This is a genomic window from Bacteroidia bacterium (assembly GCA_041391665.1).
Classification (GTDB): domain Bacteria; phylum Bacteroidota; class Bacteroidia; order J057; family J057; genus JAGQVA01.
Map to the genome: position 1 here is coordinate 962,524 of JAWKNO010000003.1, position 16,581 is coordinate 979,104.

16 protein-coding genes are annotated in these 16,581 nt (G+C 46.3%); 6 read left to right on the forward strand and 10 right to left on the reverse strand.

The window, feature by feature from the left end; all coding sequences use genetic code 11:
- Window positions 1-5: 5 nt before the first annotated feature.
- The 4 genes from R3D00_26660 to R3D00_26675 form a co-directional block, all read right to left on the reverse strand.
- On the reverse strand, window positions 6-2,609 hold the full coding sequence (locus R3D00_26660; protein ID MEZ4776786.1) for an FtsX-like permease family protein: 2,604 nt from the start codon (window positions 2,607-2,609) through the stop codon (window positions 6-8).
- Complete coding sequence (locus R3D00_26665) at window positions 2,609-2,935, reverse strand: PadR family transcriptional regulator (protein MEZ4776787.1); 327 nt, start codon at window positions 2,933-2,935, stop codon at window positions 2,609-2,611. Before R3D00_26665 ends, R3D00_26660 begins: the two co-directional genes overlap by 1 nt.
- An 82-nt stretch (window positions 2,936-3,017) precedes the next feature.
- Window positions 3,018-4,136 (reverse strand): hypothetical protein, encoded by a 1,119-nt coding sequence (locus R3D00_26670; GenBank protein MEZ4776788.1) that lies wholly within the window; start codon window positions 4,134-4,136, stop codon window positions 3,018-3,020.
- A 282-nt stretch (window positions 4,137-4,418) separates the two neighbouring features.
- Entirely contained in the window at window positions 4,419-5,513 is a 1,095-nt protein-coding gene (locus tag R3D00_26675; GenBank protein MEZ4776789.1) for an IS110 family transposase, read from the reverse strand.
- A gap of 301 nt (window positions 5,514-5,814) precedes the next feature.
- Here R3D00_26675 and R3D00_26680 point away from each other — a divergent pair, with 301 nt between their 5' ends.
- Window positions 5,815-6,099 (forward strand): UPF0175 family protein, encoded by a 285-nt coding sequence (locus R3D00_26680; GenBank protein MEZ4776790.1) that lies wholly within the window; start codon window positions 5,815-5,817, stop codon window positions 6,097-6,099.
- A 40-nt stretch (window positions 6,100-6,139) separates the two neighbouring features.
- Window positions 6,140-6,334: a DUF3368 domain-containing protein gene (locus R3D00_26685; GenBank protein MEZ4776791.1), complete on the forward strand. Its 195-nt coding sequence runs from the start codon at window positions 6,140-6,142 to the stop codon at window positions 6,332-6,334.
- A gap of 76 nt (window positions 6,335-6,410) precedes the next feature.
- Here R3D00_26685 and R3D00_26690 read toward each other — a convergent pair whose 3' ends face one another.
- The 4 genes from R3D00_26690 to R3D00_26705 are packed head-to-tail and all read right to left on the reverse strand — an operon-like array spanning window position 6,411 to window position 10,228.
- Window positions 6,411-7,874 (reverse strand): tripartite tricarboxylate transporter permease, encoded by a 1,464-nt coding sequence (locus tag R3D00_26690; GenBank protein ID MEZ4776792.1) that lies wholly within the window; start codon window positions 7,872-7,874, stop codon window positions 6,411-6,413.
- Window positions 7,871-8,305 carry a tripartite tricarboxylate transporter TctB family protein gene (locus R3D00_26695; GenBank protein ID MEZ4776793.1) on the reverse strand — a complete coding sequence of 145 codons (435 nt, stop codon included), beginning with the start codon at window positions 8,303-8,305 and terminating at the stop codon, window positions 7,871-7,873. The genes R3D00_26690 and R3D00_26695 overlap by 4 nt, the downstream gene beginning before the upstream one ends.
- Before the next feature lie 6 nt (window positions 8,306-8,311).
- Entirely contained in the window at window positions 8,312-9,304 is a 993-nt protein-coding gene (locus tag R3D00_26700) for a tripartite tricarboxylate transporter substrate binding protein (GenBank protein ID MEZ4776794.1), read from the reverse strand.
- Window positions 9,305-9,310: 6 nt separating this feature from the next.
- A complete protein-coding gene (locus R3D00_26705) occupies window positions 9,311-10,228 on the reverse strand; it encodes a sugar phosphate isomerase/epimerase family protein (protein MEZ4776795.1) in 918 nt (305 codons plus the stop codon).
- 80 nt (window positions 10,229-10,308) lie between these two features.
- Between R3D00_26705 and R3D00_26710 the strand changes: the two genes are divergently transcribed.
- From R3D00_26710 to R3D00_26720, 3 genes are read left to right on the forward strand one after another with little or no spacing between them, the layout of a single operon-like run.
- On the forward strand, window positions 10,309-10,833 hold the full coding sequence (locus R3D00_26710) for a heavy metal-associated domain-containing protein (GenBank protein ID MEZ4776796.1): 525 nt from the start codon (window positions 10,309-10,311) through the stop codon (window positions 10,831-10,833).
- Window positions 10,830-11,768: a hypothetical protein gene (locus R3D00_26715; protein ID MEZ4776797.1), complete on the forward strand. Its 939-nt coding sequence runs from the start codon at window positions 10,830-10,832 to the stop codon at window positions 11,766-11,768. Before R3D00_26710 ends, R3D00_26715 begins: the two co-directional genes overlap by 4 nt.
- A gap of 3 nt (window positions 11,769-11,771) precedes the next feature.
- On the forward strand, window positions 11,772-12,926 hold the full coding sequence (locus R3D00_26720) for an MFS transporter (protein MEZ4776798.1): 1,155 nt from the start codon (window positions 11,772-11,774) through the stop codon (window positions 12,924-12,926).
- An 8-nt stretch (window positions 12,927-12,934) separates the two neighbouring features.
- Here the strand turns inward: R3D00_26720 and R3D00_26725 are convergent, their stop codons facing one another.
- Window positions 12,935-13,813, reverse strand: a complete 879-nt coding sequence (locus R3D00_26725; GenBank protein MEZ4776799.1) for a methyltransferase domain-containing protein — start codon at window positions 13,811-13,813, stop codon at window positions 12,935-12,937.
- A gap of 291 nt (window positions 13,814-14,104) precedes the next feature.
- On the opposite strand from R3D00_26725, the gene R3D00_26730 reads away from it, so the two are divergent.
- A complete protein-coding gene (locus tag R3D00_26730; GenBank protein ID MEZ4776800.1) occupies window positions 14,105-15,745 on the forward strand; it encodes a VWA domain-containing protein in 1,641 nt (546 codons plus the stop codon).
- A 30-nt stretch (window positions 15,746-15,775) separates the two neighbouring features.
- On the opposite strand, the gene R3D00_26735 is transcribed toward R3D00_26730, so the two are convergent.
- Window positions 15,776-16,525 (reverse strand): hypothetical protein, encoded by a 750-nt coding sequence (locus R3D00_26735; protein MEZ4776801.1) that lies wholly within the window; start codon window positions 16,523-16,525, stop codon window positions 15,776-15,778.
- Window positions 16,526-16,581: the final 56 nt, after the last annotated feature.

Sequence of the window (16,581 nt, forward strand, 5' to 3'; positions counted from 1 at the left end):
ATGGGTTATTCATCTTTGAGACATTCCACCGGATTAATGGTTGCCGCTTTAATCGATTGAAAACTAATGGTCAGAAATGCGACCAGCGCAGCGATTCCCCCGGCCAGCACAAATACCCACCATTCCAGATCAATCCGGTAAGCAAAATCCTGCAACCACTGGCTCATGACATATCCGGCAATAGGTATAGCCATCAGGAATCCCCACAAAACCATTTTCATAAAGTCTAAGGAGAGCATGGTAACGATACTATTCACTGAAGCACCCAGTACTTTTCGGATACCGATTTCTTTTATTCTTTGTCCGGCAGTAAACGCTGCCAGACCAAAAAGCCCCATGGAAGCGATCAGAATCGAGAGGATCGTAAAAAACCCCAGCATTTCTCCGGCTTTCTGGTCAGATCTGTAGAGTTGGTCAAATGTTTCGTCCAGAAATTTGTATTCAAACGGATAGGGAGAATAAGTTCCCATACTTTTTTCCAGGAAAGTCATAGTTTCCCCCAGATTCTCAGGTCTTACCTTTACGCCTATAAAAGCAAACCAGGTGTCCCTCATTTCAAGCATCAAAGGCTCTATCCTCATATGCATGGAGTGCATGTGAAAATCCTTAACCACTCCGATGATTTTTCTTCTTTTGTGATCCTGGACGGACTTGCCTATGGCTTCCTCCGGTGTCCAGCCAAAAGCTTTGGCGGCGGTTTCGTTGATAATAAGGCTTTCTTCCCTGTCAGACTGGATATCGCGGGAAAAATCACGTCCGGCAATTAATCTTATGCTATAAGTATCCAGATAACCATAACCTACCCGCGCCCGGTAAATATTAAACCTATCCTCTTTGGGTGCATCAATATGCCGAATGAGAGTGCCGGATGTGACATTGGCGGGTAGCTCACCGGTAGTTGTTACCGAAATAATATTGGGGTTAGCCGCCCATTCATTTTCCAACTCCCCGAAATGATTGGGAAGTTCCCAATCCAGCACGGAAATCGTCAATACATGATCTGTTTTATAGCCAAGGTCTTTATTATGGATAAATTGAAATTGTCGATAAATAACAAAACTACTGATAATCAACACAATAGACACTGCGTATTGGCCGACCGTCAGCCAGCGTTGAATAGTAAAACCCGAAACCCGACCTTCCATTTTACCTTTCAGCACCTGAATCGGGCGAACAGATGACATTCTAAATGCCGGGTAACTTCCCGAGAAAATGCCAACTATCAGTACCAGCCCAAGTAAACCCGGAAACAGGTAAATATTTTCAAGGAAATTGAGTTCGATCGGGCGATCAAGTATATATCCAAAAACAGGCGATAAATAATAGGTCAATACAAGAGAAAAAATCAAAGCCAAACATGCTATCAATACCGACTCTCCCAGAAATTGTCCCATAACCTGTCCTTTGGTTGCACCAATCACTTTTCTTAGTCCCACTTCACCGGCTCTTCTGATAGATCGTGCAATCGCCAGATTCATATAATTCACACAAGCCAGCAACAAAACCAATATCCCCGTCAGCGTAAACAGAGAAATATATTTGGCATTCCCTTTCAGGCCGATGTCAAAATTGATACCGGTCTCAAGATGCAGATCAGAAAGGGATTGGACATAATAACTGTCTTTGAAAGGGTAATCAGCATTGCGTTTTATATATTTCTGTAAAAGTGCCGGGAATTTGTCCTGAAGCGCAACCGGACTGGCATTGGGAGTAAGGGTAAAAAAGGTATAATAATCATTATTGTTCCACTGATCTTCTGCCATTTCCTCTCTGTACTGCTCCATTGATAATATTGAGGACAGGAAGGAAAATTTGAGGGAAGAATTTGTCGGAATATCCTTCATAATTCCTGTTACCGTGAATGCTTCATCATTTTGGTATAAAACCGTTTTTCCCATTGGATCTTCTTCCCCAAACATCTTCCGGGCAAGAGATTCAGTAAGAACCAGGCTTTTATCTTTTTCCAAAACAGAAGCAGGATTGCCGCGAAGCAAAGGATGACCAAACACTTCCAAAAAGTGCTGATCTGCCCGGATTCCTTCTTCGTAGAAATTGTTCTCATTATAGCCTAATAGCGCAGCTTGATCCCTGAAGGTAGTGGCATGATCTACTTCAGGATATTCTGTGACCAGAGCTGGCGCAAGTCCAACGGTAGTATAGGCGATTTTATCTGAACCAAGATAGGTATTGCCCTCCATTCGCTGATACACACGATAAATCCGGCCTGCATTTTCATAAAACCGATCGTAGGAAAGTTCGTGCTGAACGTAGAGGGAAATCAGCAGAAAGCAGGTTAGTCCGATTGCCAGTCCGCCGATATTGATAAAGGAATACAGTTTCTGCCGTAGCATACTCCGCCACGCGATTTTGAGATAATTTTTATACATACCATAGTTGTTTAGCGTGTAATTTCCTTCCAGAGGGCGGATATATTCAGGCCGGAAATGAAGAAGTACATTCCAGAAAAATAACCGTGCGGCTTTCTTTTCAGACTGTTGTGCCTGGCTTTCAAAAACCTCCCATAAATCGCCTTCCAGCTCCTCAATGTGGTCCTTGTGGCAAAACCAACGCAGGAAGCTTAATGCTCTTTTTGGCGGTTGGGTACTCATTAGCTGAATGAGATTTTGGGAATTTGTTTGTAAATGCTCGTCCGGATATCGTACTGCTTGTCGAGCATACTTTTGCCAAAAGCCGTTATGACATAAAACTTTTTCCGGCGGCCACCGCGATCCTGGGTAATGCCACCAAAACGGGCGCTGACAAATCCCTTTTCTTCCATGCGCTTAAGCGCTACATGGATCGCACTGATATTGATTTTTTTGTCCAGTTGCTGCTCCAGGCTTTCCCAGATGGAAACGCCATAGGCCTGGTCATGTTGAGCGGCTACGAGGAGGAGAACTAATTCCTCAAATTCACCGAGTGAGGCTTCTTTCATGATCTTTATTTACTTAACAAAAGTAAATGTAATAAAATTATTTATACTTTTGTTAAGTAAATAAAAAATATTTCTCCTTTGCTTATACCACTTCCAGCGCAGAAATATATGCGGGGACTTCCCGGATTTTATTTTCAAGAGATTCCGGCATATTCAGGCTTCGGCTGACCACGGTTACGGCATCCGTATTGCGGGAAAGACGGTTGATGATGCCAAGGTTTACTGAGTTGTTTACCATTGCAAAGGTCTGGCTTTTTTCATCCAGCCAGATCATGGCGATATTTAGTCCCATGCGGGCGCATACAGAAGCAAACAATTTTGACAAGACCTCTTCTGCTCCGGGACGCACATACAACCCTTCCAATGCGGCAAACCGAAAGTTGTCAGGCTGAAAACCTTGACGGATAAAGGGCAATCTGGGCAGTACCTCCATGATCATTTTTCCCGAAATACCCGGAAGGGAAATCAGTTCCCAACGGGTGGGCCGCGCATTTACGCCCGCCAGAATTTCCCCATCTCTGATGAGCACATAGTAGTTTTCCGGATTGGCAATTTTTGCAGGATCAGCTTGCCAGCTATCGCCATACTGTGTTGCGAGTTTTTGCGTCATTTCCCCTACCCGTCCGGCCGGGAGCAAAGTAACCCCATCTGTGATTCGGGGAAAAAAATTGCTGTACAACAACGAGCGAAACGTCCCGATATCTTCAAAGCCAAAGTCTTTGATCAGCCTTGCAGAGCGAGCATTGTTGTTGATGACATAGGCATAAAACAAAACCGGTTCGTCCGGGTGGCGATTTTCGAAAAGATTATCCTTCTCAAAAAGCTGCAACATACGTTGGCGCAAAGGGTTTCCATGTCTTTTTCGCGGGGAAGCAGATGCCTGCCCAGCCTGCAACGCCACGCGGAGCGGCTCGACAAAAGCGAAATTGCGGAAATAATAGGTATGGATGGGCTGGTTTTGGAAAATGCATTTCCGGTACATCAAACCCAGGGTGGTGATAAGTTTTTCGTGGCGGTAGAGTTTGAGAAATTTCGATTGAGAAAGTTCTTCCGGTTTTTCGGCGAAGGGCGCCTTTCGGTAGCGAATGCCGCCGGGCGTTCCCCATACAATATTGTCAAGTAGTTCGATCACCTGGGGACCAGGCTGTTCTCTCAGTGTAAATCTGAGATTACCCACCTCCCAAAGAATTTGTTCCTCCATACAGAAGCGAATTTAACCCTTCGAAGGTAAAAATTTCTTTTGGGAAATGCGGATTGCTTTAGGATGTAGGAACCGAAATGAGAATAGAAATCTACAAAAAAAAAGTAGTGAATTGTGTAAGTAAAAAACAGATTATGGCATTGATAATCACAGATGATACGCTGTTAAAAGTTCGGAATTATCAACTTATTGGGATAAACCACGAAGGTACTGTGTTGAGAAGCAAGGGAAATTTAAAAAAAAGTTATATCTTAGATATAGAGAAGTGGGTCAAAGACCGCACTATCTCGTGTAGTCCGGGCCTTGAGTCTGGACTACTTCCGTTTTAGGGGCTAGCTGTTGTTTGGGTGTATGTTTGGGTTGATATTTGGGATCATAGGGTCGGTCCGATTTCCATAAGGCATAGATTAAACAAAGGAGTTTGCGTTGTACGGCGACGAGGGCTTTTTTCGTAAGTCCGCCATTGCGCAGGAGGAGTCGCTGGTAGAGGGCAAATAAAGGGCCTTCTTTTTTTCGCAAATGTGCCAGGGCAGGCATATACATGGCCGTTCGCAGGCGGGCATTGCCTTGTTTGGAAATGCGGGTCTTCCCCGAGAGGGTACCGCTTTGGCGTTCAATGACATCATATCCGGCATACTTAGTCAGTTGCTTGGCGGACTGAATGGCACTAAACCCATCGGTCTCTGCAATGACGGTGGCCAGACTGATCCACCCCACACCGGGGAGCGAATGGAGAATCTGCTCAAACCGTTTACAAAGCTGGGAATCGGCACGTATGAGGGCCCTGATTTGGGCTTCAACGGTCCGGATTTCTTTGTGGGTTTGGGCGATTTTCCGTTTGAGGGAACGCACGATTTCCTTGATGGAATAGTGGGCATGTTTATAGGCGTGTAGTTGATTTTCCCATGCTACCCGACTCTCTACCAGGGTATTACGAAACCGAACCAACTGCCGAATCTCATGCAACTGCTCACTGACGGGTTGCCACTGTGTCAACTTACGATGCAGCGCCATCGAGGCCAGCCCTTTGGCATCTTCCTTGTCGGTTTTGGAATCATGCCCCAGGCTTTTGAGATAACTCTTCACCCGTTTGGCCAGCTCCAGACTGACATAATACCCCTGGCCATGGAAGAAATGCAAGAGGTTCTCGTGATAGACCCCTGTTACCTCCAGCAATAGCCTACATGGAATATCGGTATCCTTGCATTTGCTGGCTAGCCATGCTTGCGCAGCCTCAAAACCCGCCTTCGTATTTTGAAAGCTACGTGTAGCGATGATCTTCTCCTGCTCGGCTTCGGTCAATCCTTTGATACAAGCAGAAAAGGTGGCTTTGGACAGGTCGAAACCCACACCGTAACGAATCCAGGACTTTGTCATAGTAGTGTAATTGAAGGTGATACAAAGAATGAATCTCTCCCCTTGACTCTTCTCACCGTTTGATTCAGGATCGCAACTTCAGTCGTCCTTCCTACAGTACTGTTCAGCCTGAAGGAGAGAACCAGATAGGACTTTTCCTTTGTGTCAGTATCGGCTCGCTTGATCCGTACTCGGGCACAAATCGGCTTGCCTATCCGGCCTCATTCTTCTTTTAAGTACTCATCATTTCTTCTACTTTGCAAACATATGAGGGCACAAGGAAGTCTCAAGGGGCACAAAGCGCAGTTTCCTTGTGCCCTTTGTGAGGCCTTTGTGTCCCTGGTGGTTTCTGCCTCCCTTCGGAAAGATTACTTTCTCCCAATTACTTTATAATTCCGTAAAAGTTAATATTTCAGCAGAAGAGTTATTAATTGACCTTGCCTGCTTCATGTATGAAAAAAAACGCATGAGTATGGGGCAGGCACGAAATCTGTCTGGTCTGGATCAGATCAGTTTTCAAAAAGAATTAGCCAAAAGGGATATTTATATCCACTACTCTGAGGAAGATTTAAGGAAAGACCTGAAGAATTTGGGGATTAGTTTATGATAATTGTAAGTGATACTACTTCCATTTCCAATCTACAGCATTGGAAGAACCAACGCAATATTTGCTGATTGATGAATACCGAGGCAGATTAATTGCAGATTCTTATGGAATCAAGGTTGTCGGAGTATTGGGCGTACTTATTCAGGCAAAACAACAGGACATATTGCTTTCGGTTAAAACAAGTGTTGAAAAATTAATTGAAATAGGGTTTAGGCTGGATAAAAAAACTGGTTGAAAAGGTTTTGAAAAGTATAGGAGAGGATTAGCATATTTTCGGATTAACGCAATCCTATTTTAAGCACCTTTCTCCCTCACGACCGCAAAAATTTCCTCCTAGCCGTAAACCCCGCCACGACCAGCAAAATCGTCAGCGCCATAAATAAAAGCGCAATTGGCCGGTCAAAAAACGCCCAGAAGTTCCACTGCGATTTGATAGCCGACATCATAAAATTGGTTTCCATAATCGGCCCCAGCACCATGCCCAGCACGATCTGCGCCAGGGGAAATCCCGCCCTTCTCAGCGTAAATGCCATAATTCCCGCACCCATCATGATCCAGATATCCACAGGATTGTTGTTGATCGCATAGGCGCCGGTGATACAGATCCCCGTGATAATGCTCATCAAAACCGAAACCGGCAATCTTGTGACAAATGCCGCCATCCGCGCCAGCCAGTATCCGTAAAAAGGCAGCAGGATCACATTGGCAATCAGAAATGTCAGATACAATGCCCAGATCAGGTCTGGCTGCTCCTGAAACAACAGCGGCCCGGGGGTGATTCCCTTCATCATAAATACGCCGAGGATAATGGCCGTGATTGTATCACCGGGAAGTCCGAGCGCAAGCGCAGGGATCCAGGCACTGGCCACAGCGGCATTATTGCTGGTTGTGCCGGAAAGCACGATCTGGTCTTCCTGTGGCAATCCTTTTCCCCTTAGTTTCTGGATACTGCTCGATACCCAGGCGCCGATGTCAGCACCGGCACCAGGCAAAAATCCTACAAATACGCCGATCAGGGAGGATCGAAGGACAAGCCATTTTTCTTTCCAGATCAGCAGGAGCGGGCTGAGAAAAAAGTTGCGTGCCGAATGGTCATGGGAAGCGGGTTCTACTTCCCCGACCGCGCTGCGGCGGTAAAGGTTTTCGAGCACTTCCGAAAAACCAAACAGCCCGATCATCACGACGATATAATTTAGCCCGCTGAGAAGGTTGGGTGAGCCAAAGTCAAACCGAGGGTAACCCATTGTCGGGTCCACGCCGACTGTGGCAAGCAGCAAGCCGATAAGCAGAGAAATCGCACCTTTCAGCGGAGAATCGCCCGAAGCAAAAACGCCTGCGGTCAACCCCAGGACAGCAATCCAGAAGTATTCAAACGAGGCAAATTGTTTGGTTACGGAAGCGATACCCGTGGCACTGGCGACGAGAATCAAAGTCCCGATTATTCCCCCGACGGAAGATCCGATGGCGCTGATTCCAAGCCCGTACATGGGGCCACGGCGCTGGCTGATTGCATACAGTTCTTCCGTATAAGCGGCACTGGCAGGTGTACCCGGAATTTTTGCGACAGCGGCCCCCACATCACCCGCATAAATCGCGACAGAAGAGATTGCGATAATTGCAGGCAGGGCAATCATCGGATCGAGGAAAAAAGCCAAAGGTATAAACAAGGCCACAGCGAGGGTCGCTGTGAGTCCGGGAATTGCGCCAAAAACAGCGCCATATAATCCGCCCAGCAACAGTGCGGCAATTCCTTCCCAGGAAAATAGCTGTGTCATATCGGTACCCCAAGTAATAAACCAAAAATCCAGTAGATCGCCAGGGTTGTACCCGCAGCGGTGAGTATTGCAGCCCGCCAGTTGGCTTTAAACAGAAAACCTGCCAGCAAAACGATTCCCGCAATACAGGGCATAAGGCCGGCAAATTCGTACAAAAGCGGTATGAGCGCTGTTCCGGCCAATAGTCCCATCAGGCGAAAGTGGTCGCCGGAGAATTCATAGACCGTGGCTTCCGCTTCTTTTGGGGTTGACCTGGTAAAAACGAGGGCAACGCCAGCGATCGCAATGGACAGCGCAATCATCCGCGGAAAAAGAGAAGGCCCGGGATGATTTTCATCTAAAACAGGAAAAGTACCTGCATACAGCCAGACAGCGGCAGCAATTACAACCAGCGAAAGACCTGAAATCCGGTTGGAAGTAAAAAGTTGCATAAGCGTTTATTGTCTTGCCAGTCCGGCAGATTGAATGAGCTCGCCATTGATTCTGTCCTGATCGGCGATAAAGGCACCAAAGGCTGCGGCAGACATAGACTGGATATTAAATCCTGCCTGATTCATCGCTTCCAGATAAGCGGGTTGTTGAGCCGCTACTGCGAGGGCAGAGTCCAGTTTTGCAACTATTTCAGTGGGAAGACCAGCAGGGGCGCCAATAGAAATCCATCCCCCAAGCGACCAGTCCACGCCCTGTTCTTTAAGAGTGGGTACATCCGGAAAATTGTCAAGTCTTTCGGGAGCCATGACGGCCAGCACTTTGACTTCACCGGCTTTACGCATACCCTCCACTTCGGCAACTGCCGCTGTTACGACATCTACCCCACCGGCTATCAGTTCCTGCAATGCAGGCGCAGCCCCCTGACTGGGCACCCAGGGGAGCGCGGTTTCGGGAAGTCCGGCAGCTTTGAGGAAGCCAATTCTGGCGAGGTCCCAGATTGCGCCTTTGGAGGTACCAGAAGCGCGAAACTTACCCGGATTGGCGCGAATATCGGCAAGGAGTTCGTCAAGTGTATTCCAGGGCGCATCCTTGCGGACGGTTACAGAGGCGGCGTTGTTCATGATCAGGGCCAGTGGGGTAAAATCCTGATAGGTGAGATCTGTCAATCCCTGCCAGTGGAGCATGGTCACTTCCATGGTGATTGCACCGATTGTGTAGCCATCAGGTTTCGCCTGAGAGATGGCCAGATGTCCGACAACGCCACCGCCACCGGTGCGGTTGACGACATTTACCGGTTGGCCGAGGACATCCTGCAAGACAGCGGCCATGGCACGGGAAGAGAGGTCTGTACCACCACCGGGATTCCAGGGAACGATAAGAGTAATCGGTCGGGCAGGGTAGCTTTCGGAGGAATTGCCAGCCGGTTTGCAGCCAGGTATACCCCAGACAACAAGCGTCAATAAGCTTGAGATAAAGAAAAGTTTCGTAGTAGTATTCATACAGTATTACTTCACTACCCATTGCCGGAGGTAGTCGCGGCTTTGGATAAGGGCAAGTTTGCGATTTTCGAGAGAACCTTCATACGCTTTGTCTTCCACCTCGATACATACGGGGCCATCATAGCCAATATCATTCAAAGCAGAGAAGTAGGCACCCCAGTTGATATCTCCAAGTCCCGGGAGTTTGGGAGAATGAAAGGAGAGAGGGGTAGCGAGGATTCCTACGTCGTCCAGTTTTTCGGGATAAACTTTAGCATCTTTAATATGGACGTGGAGGATTCTTTCGCGGAATTCGTAGATCGGGCGGAGGTAATTCATCTGCATCCAGAGCAGGTGAGAAGGATCATAATTGAGGCCGAAATTGGTAGAAGGAATGATCTCATACATCTGCCGCCAGATAGCCGGCGCGTAGGCGATATTTTGTCCGGCGGGCCACTCATTGTAGGTAAAGTACATCGGGCAGTTTTCGATGCCGATATTTACCCCATTGTCTTCGGCGTATTGAATAATAGGTGGCCAAACCTGACGGAATTTCTCCAGGTTTTCCTCCAGATTTTTTTCCTGATCACGGCCTACAAAAGTATTGACCTGATTGAGGCCCAGCATATTGGCAGCACGAATGACTTTAGCCAGATGCGAGAGAAAAAAGTGGCTTTTTTCATCATCGCGATCCATGGGGTTGGGGTAATAGCCCAGACCCGAAATTTTCACCCCTTTTGAATCTAGGTAAGCGTTAATTTCTTCTGCACGGGCTTCATCCAGAGATGACACATCAATATGTGTAACCCCGGCATAACGTCGGTCAGCTTTTCCTTCAGGCCAGCACATTACCTCCACATAGGCAAAACCATTTTCAGCGGCAAAATCAATAACTTCCTCAAAACTCAGGTCGGGGAGAATAGCACTGACAAATCCAAGTTTCATCATAACAAGTTGCGAATTGATGGTTGAAATATACAAAAAACTGCTTCATTACCTCAAGTTAAAGGTATTATCTTTGTAGTATGAAGCATTATCAAACGAGTATCATTGCTGCGGTTTTATTGCTTTGGAGCTTTCTGCCGGCAACGGCACAGATTGGCGAGGCAAAAATCGGCGTAAACGGGCTTACCTGCTCGTTGTGTGTCCGAAGCGTGGAAAAATCCATCCGGGAGCTTGGTTTTGTCGACTCAGTGAAGATGAACCTGAGCCAGACAGAAGGGATCATTTATTTCCGTCAATCAGAAAAAATTTCGCTGAATGCACTGGCGGAAAAAGTTGTGGATGCCGGTTTTTCGGTCAGATCCCTGGAAGTGGAAATAGATTTTTCACGGGTAAAACTGGTGGGCAATCATTGTTTTCAGATTGGAGATGATCTTTACATTTTTGCTGAGGGGAAAAAATCACCCGAAAAGGGTTTTTCCCGGGTAAAACTTATTGGCGAAAATTTTCTTACCAAAAAGGAATATAAAAGCCGTACGACCGTACATCCCAACGGCTGCAATCCAGAAGAGTTGAAGGTAGACAACACCTATTTTATCGTTTTATGAGAGCCTGCCTGTTTTTTCTGCTATTGACTATGTCAGTCCGGGCCTCCGGGCAGGAGTTGTTTATACGCAATGAGCCAGCAAGTAACCTGCCCAAAGGAGTAACAGCCGTGCGGGTATTCAGCGAGATGTATAAAGAAGGTGAATATCTCCGGAGTGTAAACGTATTACGGGCGATGTATGGGTTATCGCCATCGTGGACTGTATGGGTCCAGGTAAATGCTTCGGATCATCACGACAGGCAATTGCCGGAAGGATTTGTAGATGACGAAGGGGGAATTCCTCACACCCATGATATTAATACCGGAGGAAAACATCCGATGCTGTTTAATGGGTTTCATTTTTATACGAAATATCTCTTCCTAAAAAAAGATGGAAGGAACCAGCATTTCCGTATGGCCGCTTTTGCGGAAGGTTCCACTTCATTTGCTGCCCACGATGAAGCAGAGCCCAGTCTGCTGGATGATAATGCAGGCCTGGGGGCGGGGTTGATTATGACAGAGCTTTATCACCGGTTTGCAGCCTCGCTTACATTGGGCGGTGTAGCCGCAGCAGATTACGAAGAAAAGGAAACCGGACTGAGAATCCGTTACGGGCGCGCATTCAACTATAACCTTTCGCTTGGCTACTTGTTGCTTCCTTTCAAATACAAAGATTACAAGCAGACCAATGTCAGTCTTTATCTGGAATTTATGGGCAGATCAAGCGGACAAGGGCAAGTCTTTAGAAATGGGGAAACTGTATTTATTGGCTCAGACACACCGGCATTTCTCAAAAATCATTTTCTGGAAATCCACCCTGGTATTCAGTTTATTTTCAATTCTAATACAAGACTTGATCTGGGAATGGGATTCCCAATGGTCAATCGCTCTTTCCGGCACACCTACCCGCTTTATTTTGTGCAAATCCAGCATTACCTGTATAGAAACCAGCCATAGCAAATGATCACCAACCTTAAAAAGTTTTTGAATAACCCGGCATTTCTGAGTACCGGGCTTATTTTTGCCATCAACAGTATTTTATTTAGTTTCTGGGTAACCAGACTTCCCTATGTAAAGGACAAACTCCAGCTGTCAGAGGGCGAATTAGGTCTGATTCTGTTTTTTCTTCCTTTAGGCGCCATCGCTTCCATGAGTGTAATTAGCAGATTCATTAGAAAATGGGGCGCAGGTAAAGTGACGATTGTCAGCTCTGCTTTTTTCTGTATAGCGATGATTGTCCCGGTTACAGCGGAGTATGTATGGGTACTTGCAGCAGGGCTTTTCATTGGAGGAATGGCTTCGGGTGCCATGGACATTGCCATGAACGCCGTAGCAGCTTCGATGGAAAAACAATATACAACTGTGATCATGTCTACCTGCCATGGTTTTTTCAGTTTGGGAGGAATGGTAGGCGCATTTATTGGTAGCGCCATGATTGGATTTAAGGTGGATCCTTTTCTTCAGATGGCAATTTCAGCGATTGGACTTATTGCGGTTTTATGGTTGTACATTAAACCACAGGTATGGTTAAGCGGACAGGAAGAGGGGGACACGGGTCCGGCATTTACGCTTCCCACGAAACCCTTACTTGGCCTTGCGCTGGTAGGAGTGTGTATTATGTTGGGAGAAGGCGCTATTGCAGACTGGAGTGCTGTTTTTATAGAAGATCTGACTTACAAAGGTTCTTATGTGGCGGGATTAGGGTATGCCGGTTTTTCCATGAGCATGACGATCGGACGGTTTTGGGGAGATAGCATCATCGATCGGCTGGGTGCCCGTCTCATTGTGCAGATGGGAAGTATCCTTGCCATTGGGGGCGGTTTATTGGTGATTACGGGCATACCGGCAATAACTATAAGTGGATTTATCCTGATGGGGTTAGGGTATTCCTGTATTGTCCCTGTGTTGTTCAGTGCCTCTTCGCAGGTAAAAGGCGTAAGTCCTTCACAGGGGATTGCCGCAGTGGCTACTGCCGGTTTTTCAGGATTTTTGATTGGCCCGGTCCTGATAGGTTTTATCGCAGAATCATGGAGTTTGCGGGCTGGTTTTATTTTTTTGATTGTACTTGCGGTAGTCGCGCTGTTTTATTCACCGAGAGCCCTTTCGATGAAGTAGCGGGATAATCAAGTGTTTTCCACCAAAAAATACACATAGCGAAGAAAACCAATATCAAATCCAGCTTTAATGTACAACATCGCGGGGAATTGCTCTTTCATGATCCGTATGCCATCGGGTCCGGCTTTGATACTGTTCCAAACCATACCGGGCAGATCCTTGACCGATAATTCTTTCAGGCCTTTCAACCCATTTTCATAACTGAAGTCCCAGTTTTTACGGGTTTTATCGTTCATGTCGGTAATCTCCAGTATATTAAATCCCTGTTGGCGGAAGTAAGATTCATAACTGTCAGCCGTTTCAAGATTAGGGATAGCCCAGTATTTCATAAAGGGATGAAGAATCAGTTCCTCCTGGACAAAGTTAAGTCCGGGTTGTTTGCACCAGTCAACCATCAGGAGTTTGGCACCCGGTTTCATGACAGATTTTATTTTTTTGATTGCCAGCGCTTTATCAGGGAGATAGCAAGCAGCATCAAGAAAAACCACTGTGTCAAAGGTATCCCCCAACTCGTTGATACGCATGATATCAAACTCTTTAAAGGAGAGATTTTCTCTCTGTCGTTTACGTGCCTGTCGAAGTTGTGCCGGAGAGATATCAATTCCCAGCACACTCCCCTTGGTATGGTCAGCGATTATTTGGGTAAACCCTCCCCTGCCACATGCGAGTTCGAGGACATTCTCAGCCTGAGCGATGCCCGCATCGAGCAAATATTTTTGGTGTGTGTGCGCAAATGCCTCCTCAAAAGACTGTTCATCGTTTTCAAAAATCGCGAAATGAAAAAGGTCATTCCAGTAATCAGCGTAAAGCTCACCCGCAGCTTCAAAAATTTTGGGGATAACTTTTGCGTAGTTTTTCTTTATGTAAGCGAAGTTGTGGTGGTCCATAAGAAGAGGTTTAGGTGAAACACCCTACATGGTAATAATAGGTTTGGATATTGCGCAGAATAGTTGGAGGAGAGAGAGGAGGAGTAAACGACTGGAATTTTTCGAGTTACCCCCGTTAACGGGGGTAAATTTCGGTTTATTCTCTGGAAAATAAAAATTTCTAAGCACAAATTAACAAATTCCACCATCTAATGACATAAAAAAAAATTCTTTTATGGAAAATAAAGCGCTATATAATCTTGTCTATAAAACCAACTAAACCTTTAGTTTTATCACGCAACAACAAACTGTATGAATTACACCACATCATCTTCACAAAAATTCTGGGGACTTATTTGCCTTTTCTCCATGCTGACCATTTTTTCTGCCTGTAAAAACAATGGTGCTTACTCGGCCCGGCAAACCGATATGATGGAAATGTTGCCCGCACCTCCTCCAGTGATTGGGGCTGAACCCGTTCCGATCGAAGATGGAGAACAACCTGCGCCAGATTTTAACACAGAGGAATACAAACGTATCTATGAAAATCCGTTCCTCTCCGCAAAACAAAATCCTCTTTCGACCTTCTCCATTGACGTGGATGTAGCTTCCTACGCCAATATCAGGCGGTTCCTAAACGACAATCAAATGCCCTACCCTGATGCTGTCAGAATTGAAGAGATGATCAACTATTTCTCTTACGACTACCCCCAACCCACCGGGGACAACCCCTTTTCCATCAATACAGAAGTCGCTCAATGTCCATGGAATACCGAACACACCCTCGTGCACATCGGTCTTCAGGGCAAATCCCTGCCTGCTGACAACCTTCCGCCCAGCAACCTGGTATTTCTCTTTGACGTTTCGGGCTCAATGGATGAACCCAACAAACTCCCGCTGCTAAAATCTGCCTTTCGACTACTGGTAAATGAACTGGGAGAAAAAGACCGGGTCGCCATCGTCGTCTATGCCGGTGCCGCCGGCACGGTATTGCCCTCTACCTCCGCTGCAAATAAAGAAGCTATTCTTGAAACGCTTTCCAGTCTTAGCGCAGGCGGCTCTACCGCTGGTGGTGAAGGCATTGTCGCTGCTTATAAAATTGCTCAGGAGAACTTTATCAAAGGGGGAAACAACCGGGTCATTCTTGCTACTGACGGAGACTTTAATGTAGGCCCTTCAAGCGAAGGTGAACTCATCCGTATGATCGAAGAGAAAAGGGAAAACGGGGTCTTTCTCTCTGTACTGGGTTTCGGTTCCGGCAATTACAAAGACAGTAAAATGGAACAGCTGGCTGACAAAGGCAATGGAAACTATGCCTATATCGATAATATCCTCGAAGCAAAAAAGGTGCTTGTAACCGAAATGGGCGGAACCCTCTACACCATAGCGAAAGATGTGAAAATACAAATAGAATTTAACCCCGCCCTGGTCAAAGGCTACCGCCTGATCGGTTATGAAAATCGGGTAATGGCAAATGAAGATTTTAACGATGACAAAAAAGACGCGGGAGAACTCGGATCAGGCCACACGGTAACTGCACTCTATGAAGTAGTGCCCATGAGCGCTTCTACTGAGATTCCTACGACTGATAAACTGAAATACCAGATGGCCGTTCCTATTGAAGCGACTTCCAACGAATTGATGAATGTGAAATTTCGCTATAAAGCGCCCGATGGCGAACAAAGCAAACTCATCGAAGGCCCAATCCAAAATAAAACCCAAACACTTGCCGCCTCCAGTGATAACTTCAGGTTCTCTGCCGCAGTCGCTGCATTTGGTATGCTCCTCCGAAAATCAGAATATAAAGGAAATGCCTCCTACGACATGGTTAATGAACTCGCAACCAATGCCAAAGGGGATGATAAAGGTGGCTATCGTGCTGAATTTCTCCAACTGGTTGAAACTGCCCGGCTACTCGATAAAAACAATACGCCAGAAGCAAAAAGAGAATAAGGATTTAAAAGGTATACGCGGCTGGGCAAATCAGTCCAGTCGCTGATACCTGATCTGTACTGTCACATCCAGATCCTCCTGAGGTTTATCTTCTGGTATTGGATCAAATTTCCACTGGCGAATGGCAGAATAGGTGATGATTCCCAAACGGGGTCTTACCGCCTGGTGTGAATATGCTCCATAAAACTTTCCAATGAAGTTTACCGATCCATTGGGGGCAAGATTTACAACAGCAGTAACAACCCCTTCCTCTTCCCCTTCCTCATATTGTGGAGAAATCAGGTGTACCGGAAATCGTTCGCCTAACCCTTCTATCCTGCAAAGTCCGTCCACAGAATATAATACTCCCGACAGGGAATTATTAAACTGAATAATCACACGAACATCATTATCGGTCTGTGCACCTGAAGCAGGAAGTGGAGAGAACTGCCACTGAATAACTGCCGCCTTGGCTGCTTCTACCATTTTTTCATTTGCGGTAGTGAGTGCAAATGTTTCCTGATTCACTTCAGAGACTTTTCCATTGGGCTTTATTTTGAATATAAGCCCAACTATTCCTGTCTCCGGTCCATCATACGCAGGCTGGGGAAGGTTTACAGGTTTTCTGTTTAAAAACCCCTTTCCCTCCAGTCCGCTGAATGAGTACATAGTCTCAGGATCCATAATTTCAAGCACATTGGGAGCAGCCGTTCTGGTTTGTGCTTCTGCCTTGGGGTGGAGAAGCCCGAAACTAAAAAGAGTGAGTAGCAAGGTACCTTGTCCAATCAGCCGGGGTATCATCTGATTTCCTTTATCATTAATTTGGGATTTTTTAGGGAATGGTACAAATATATCGC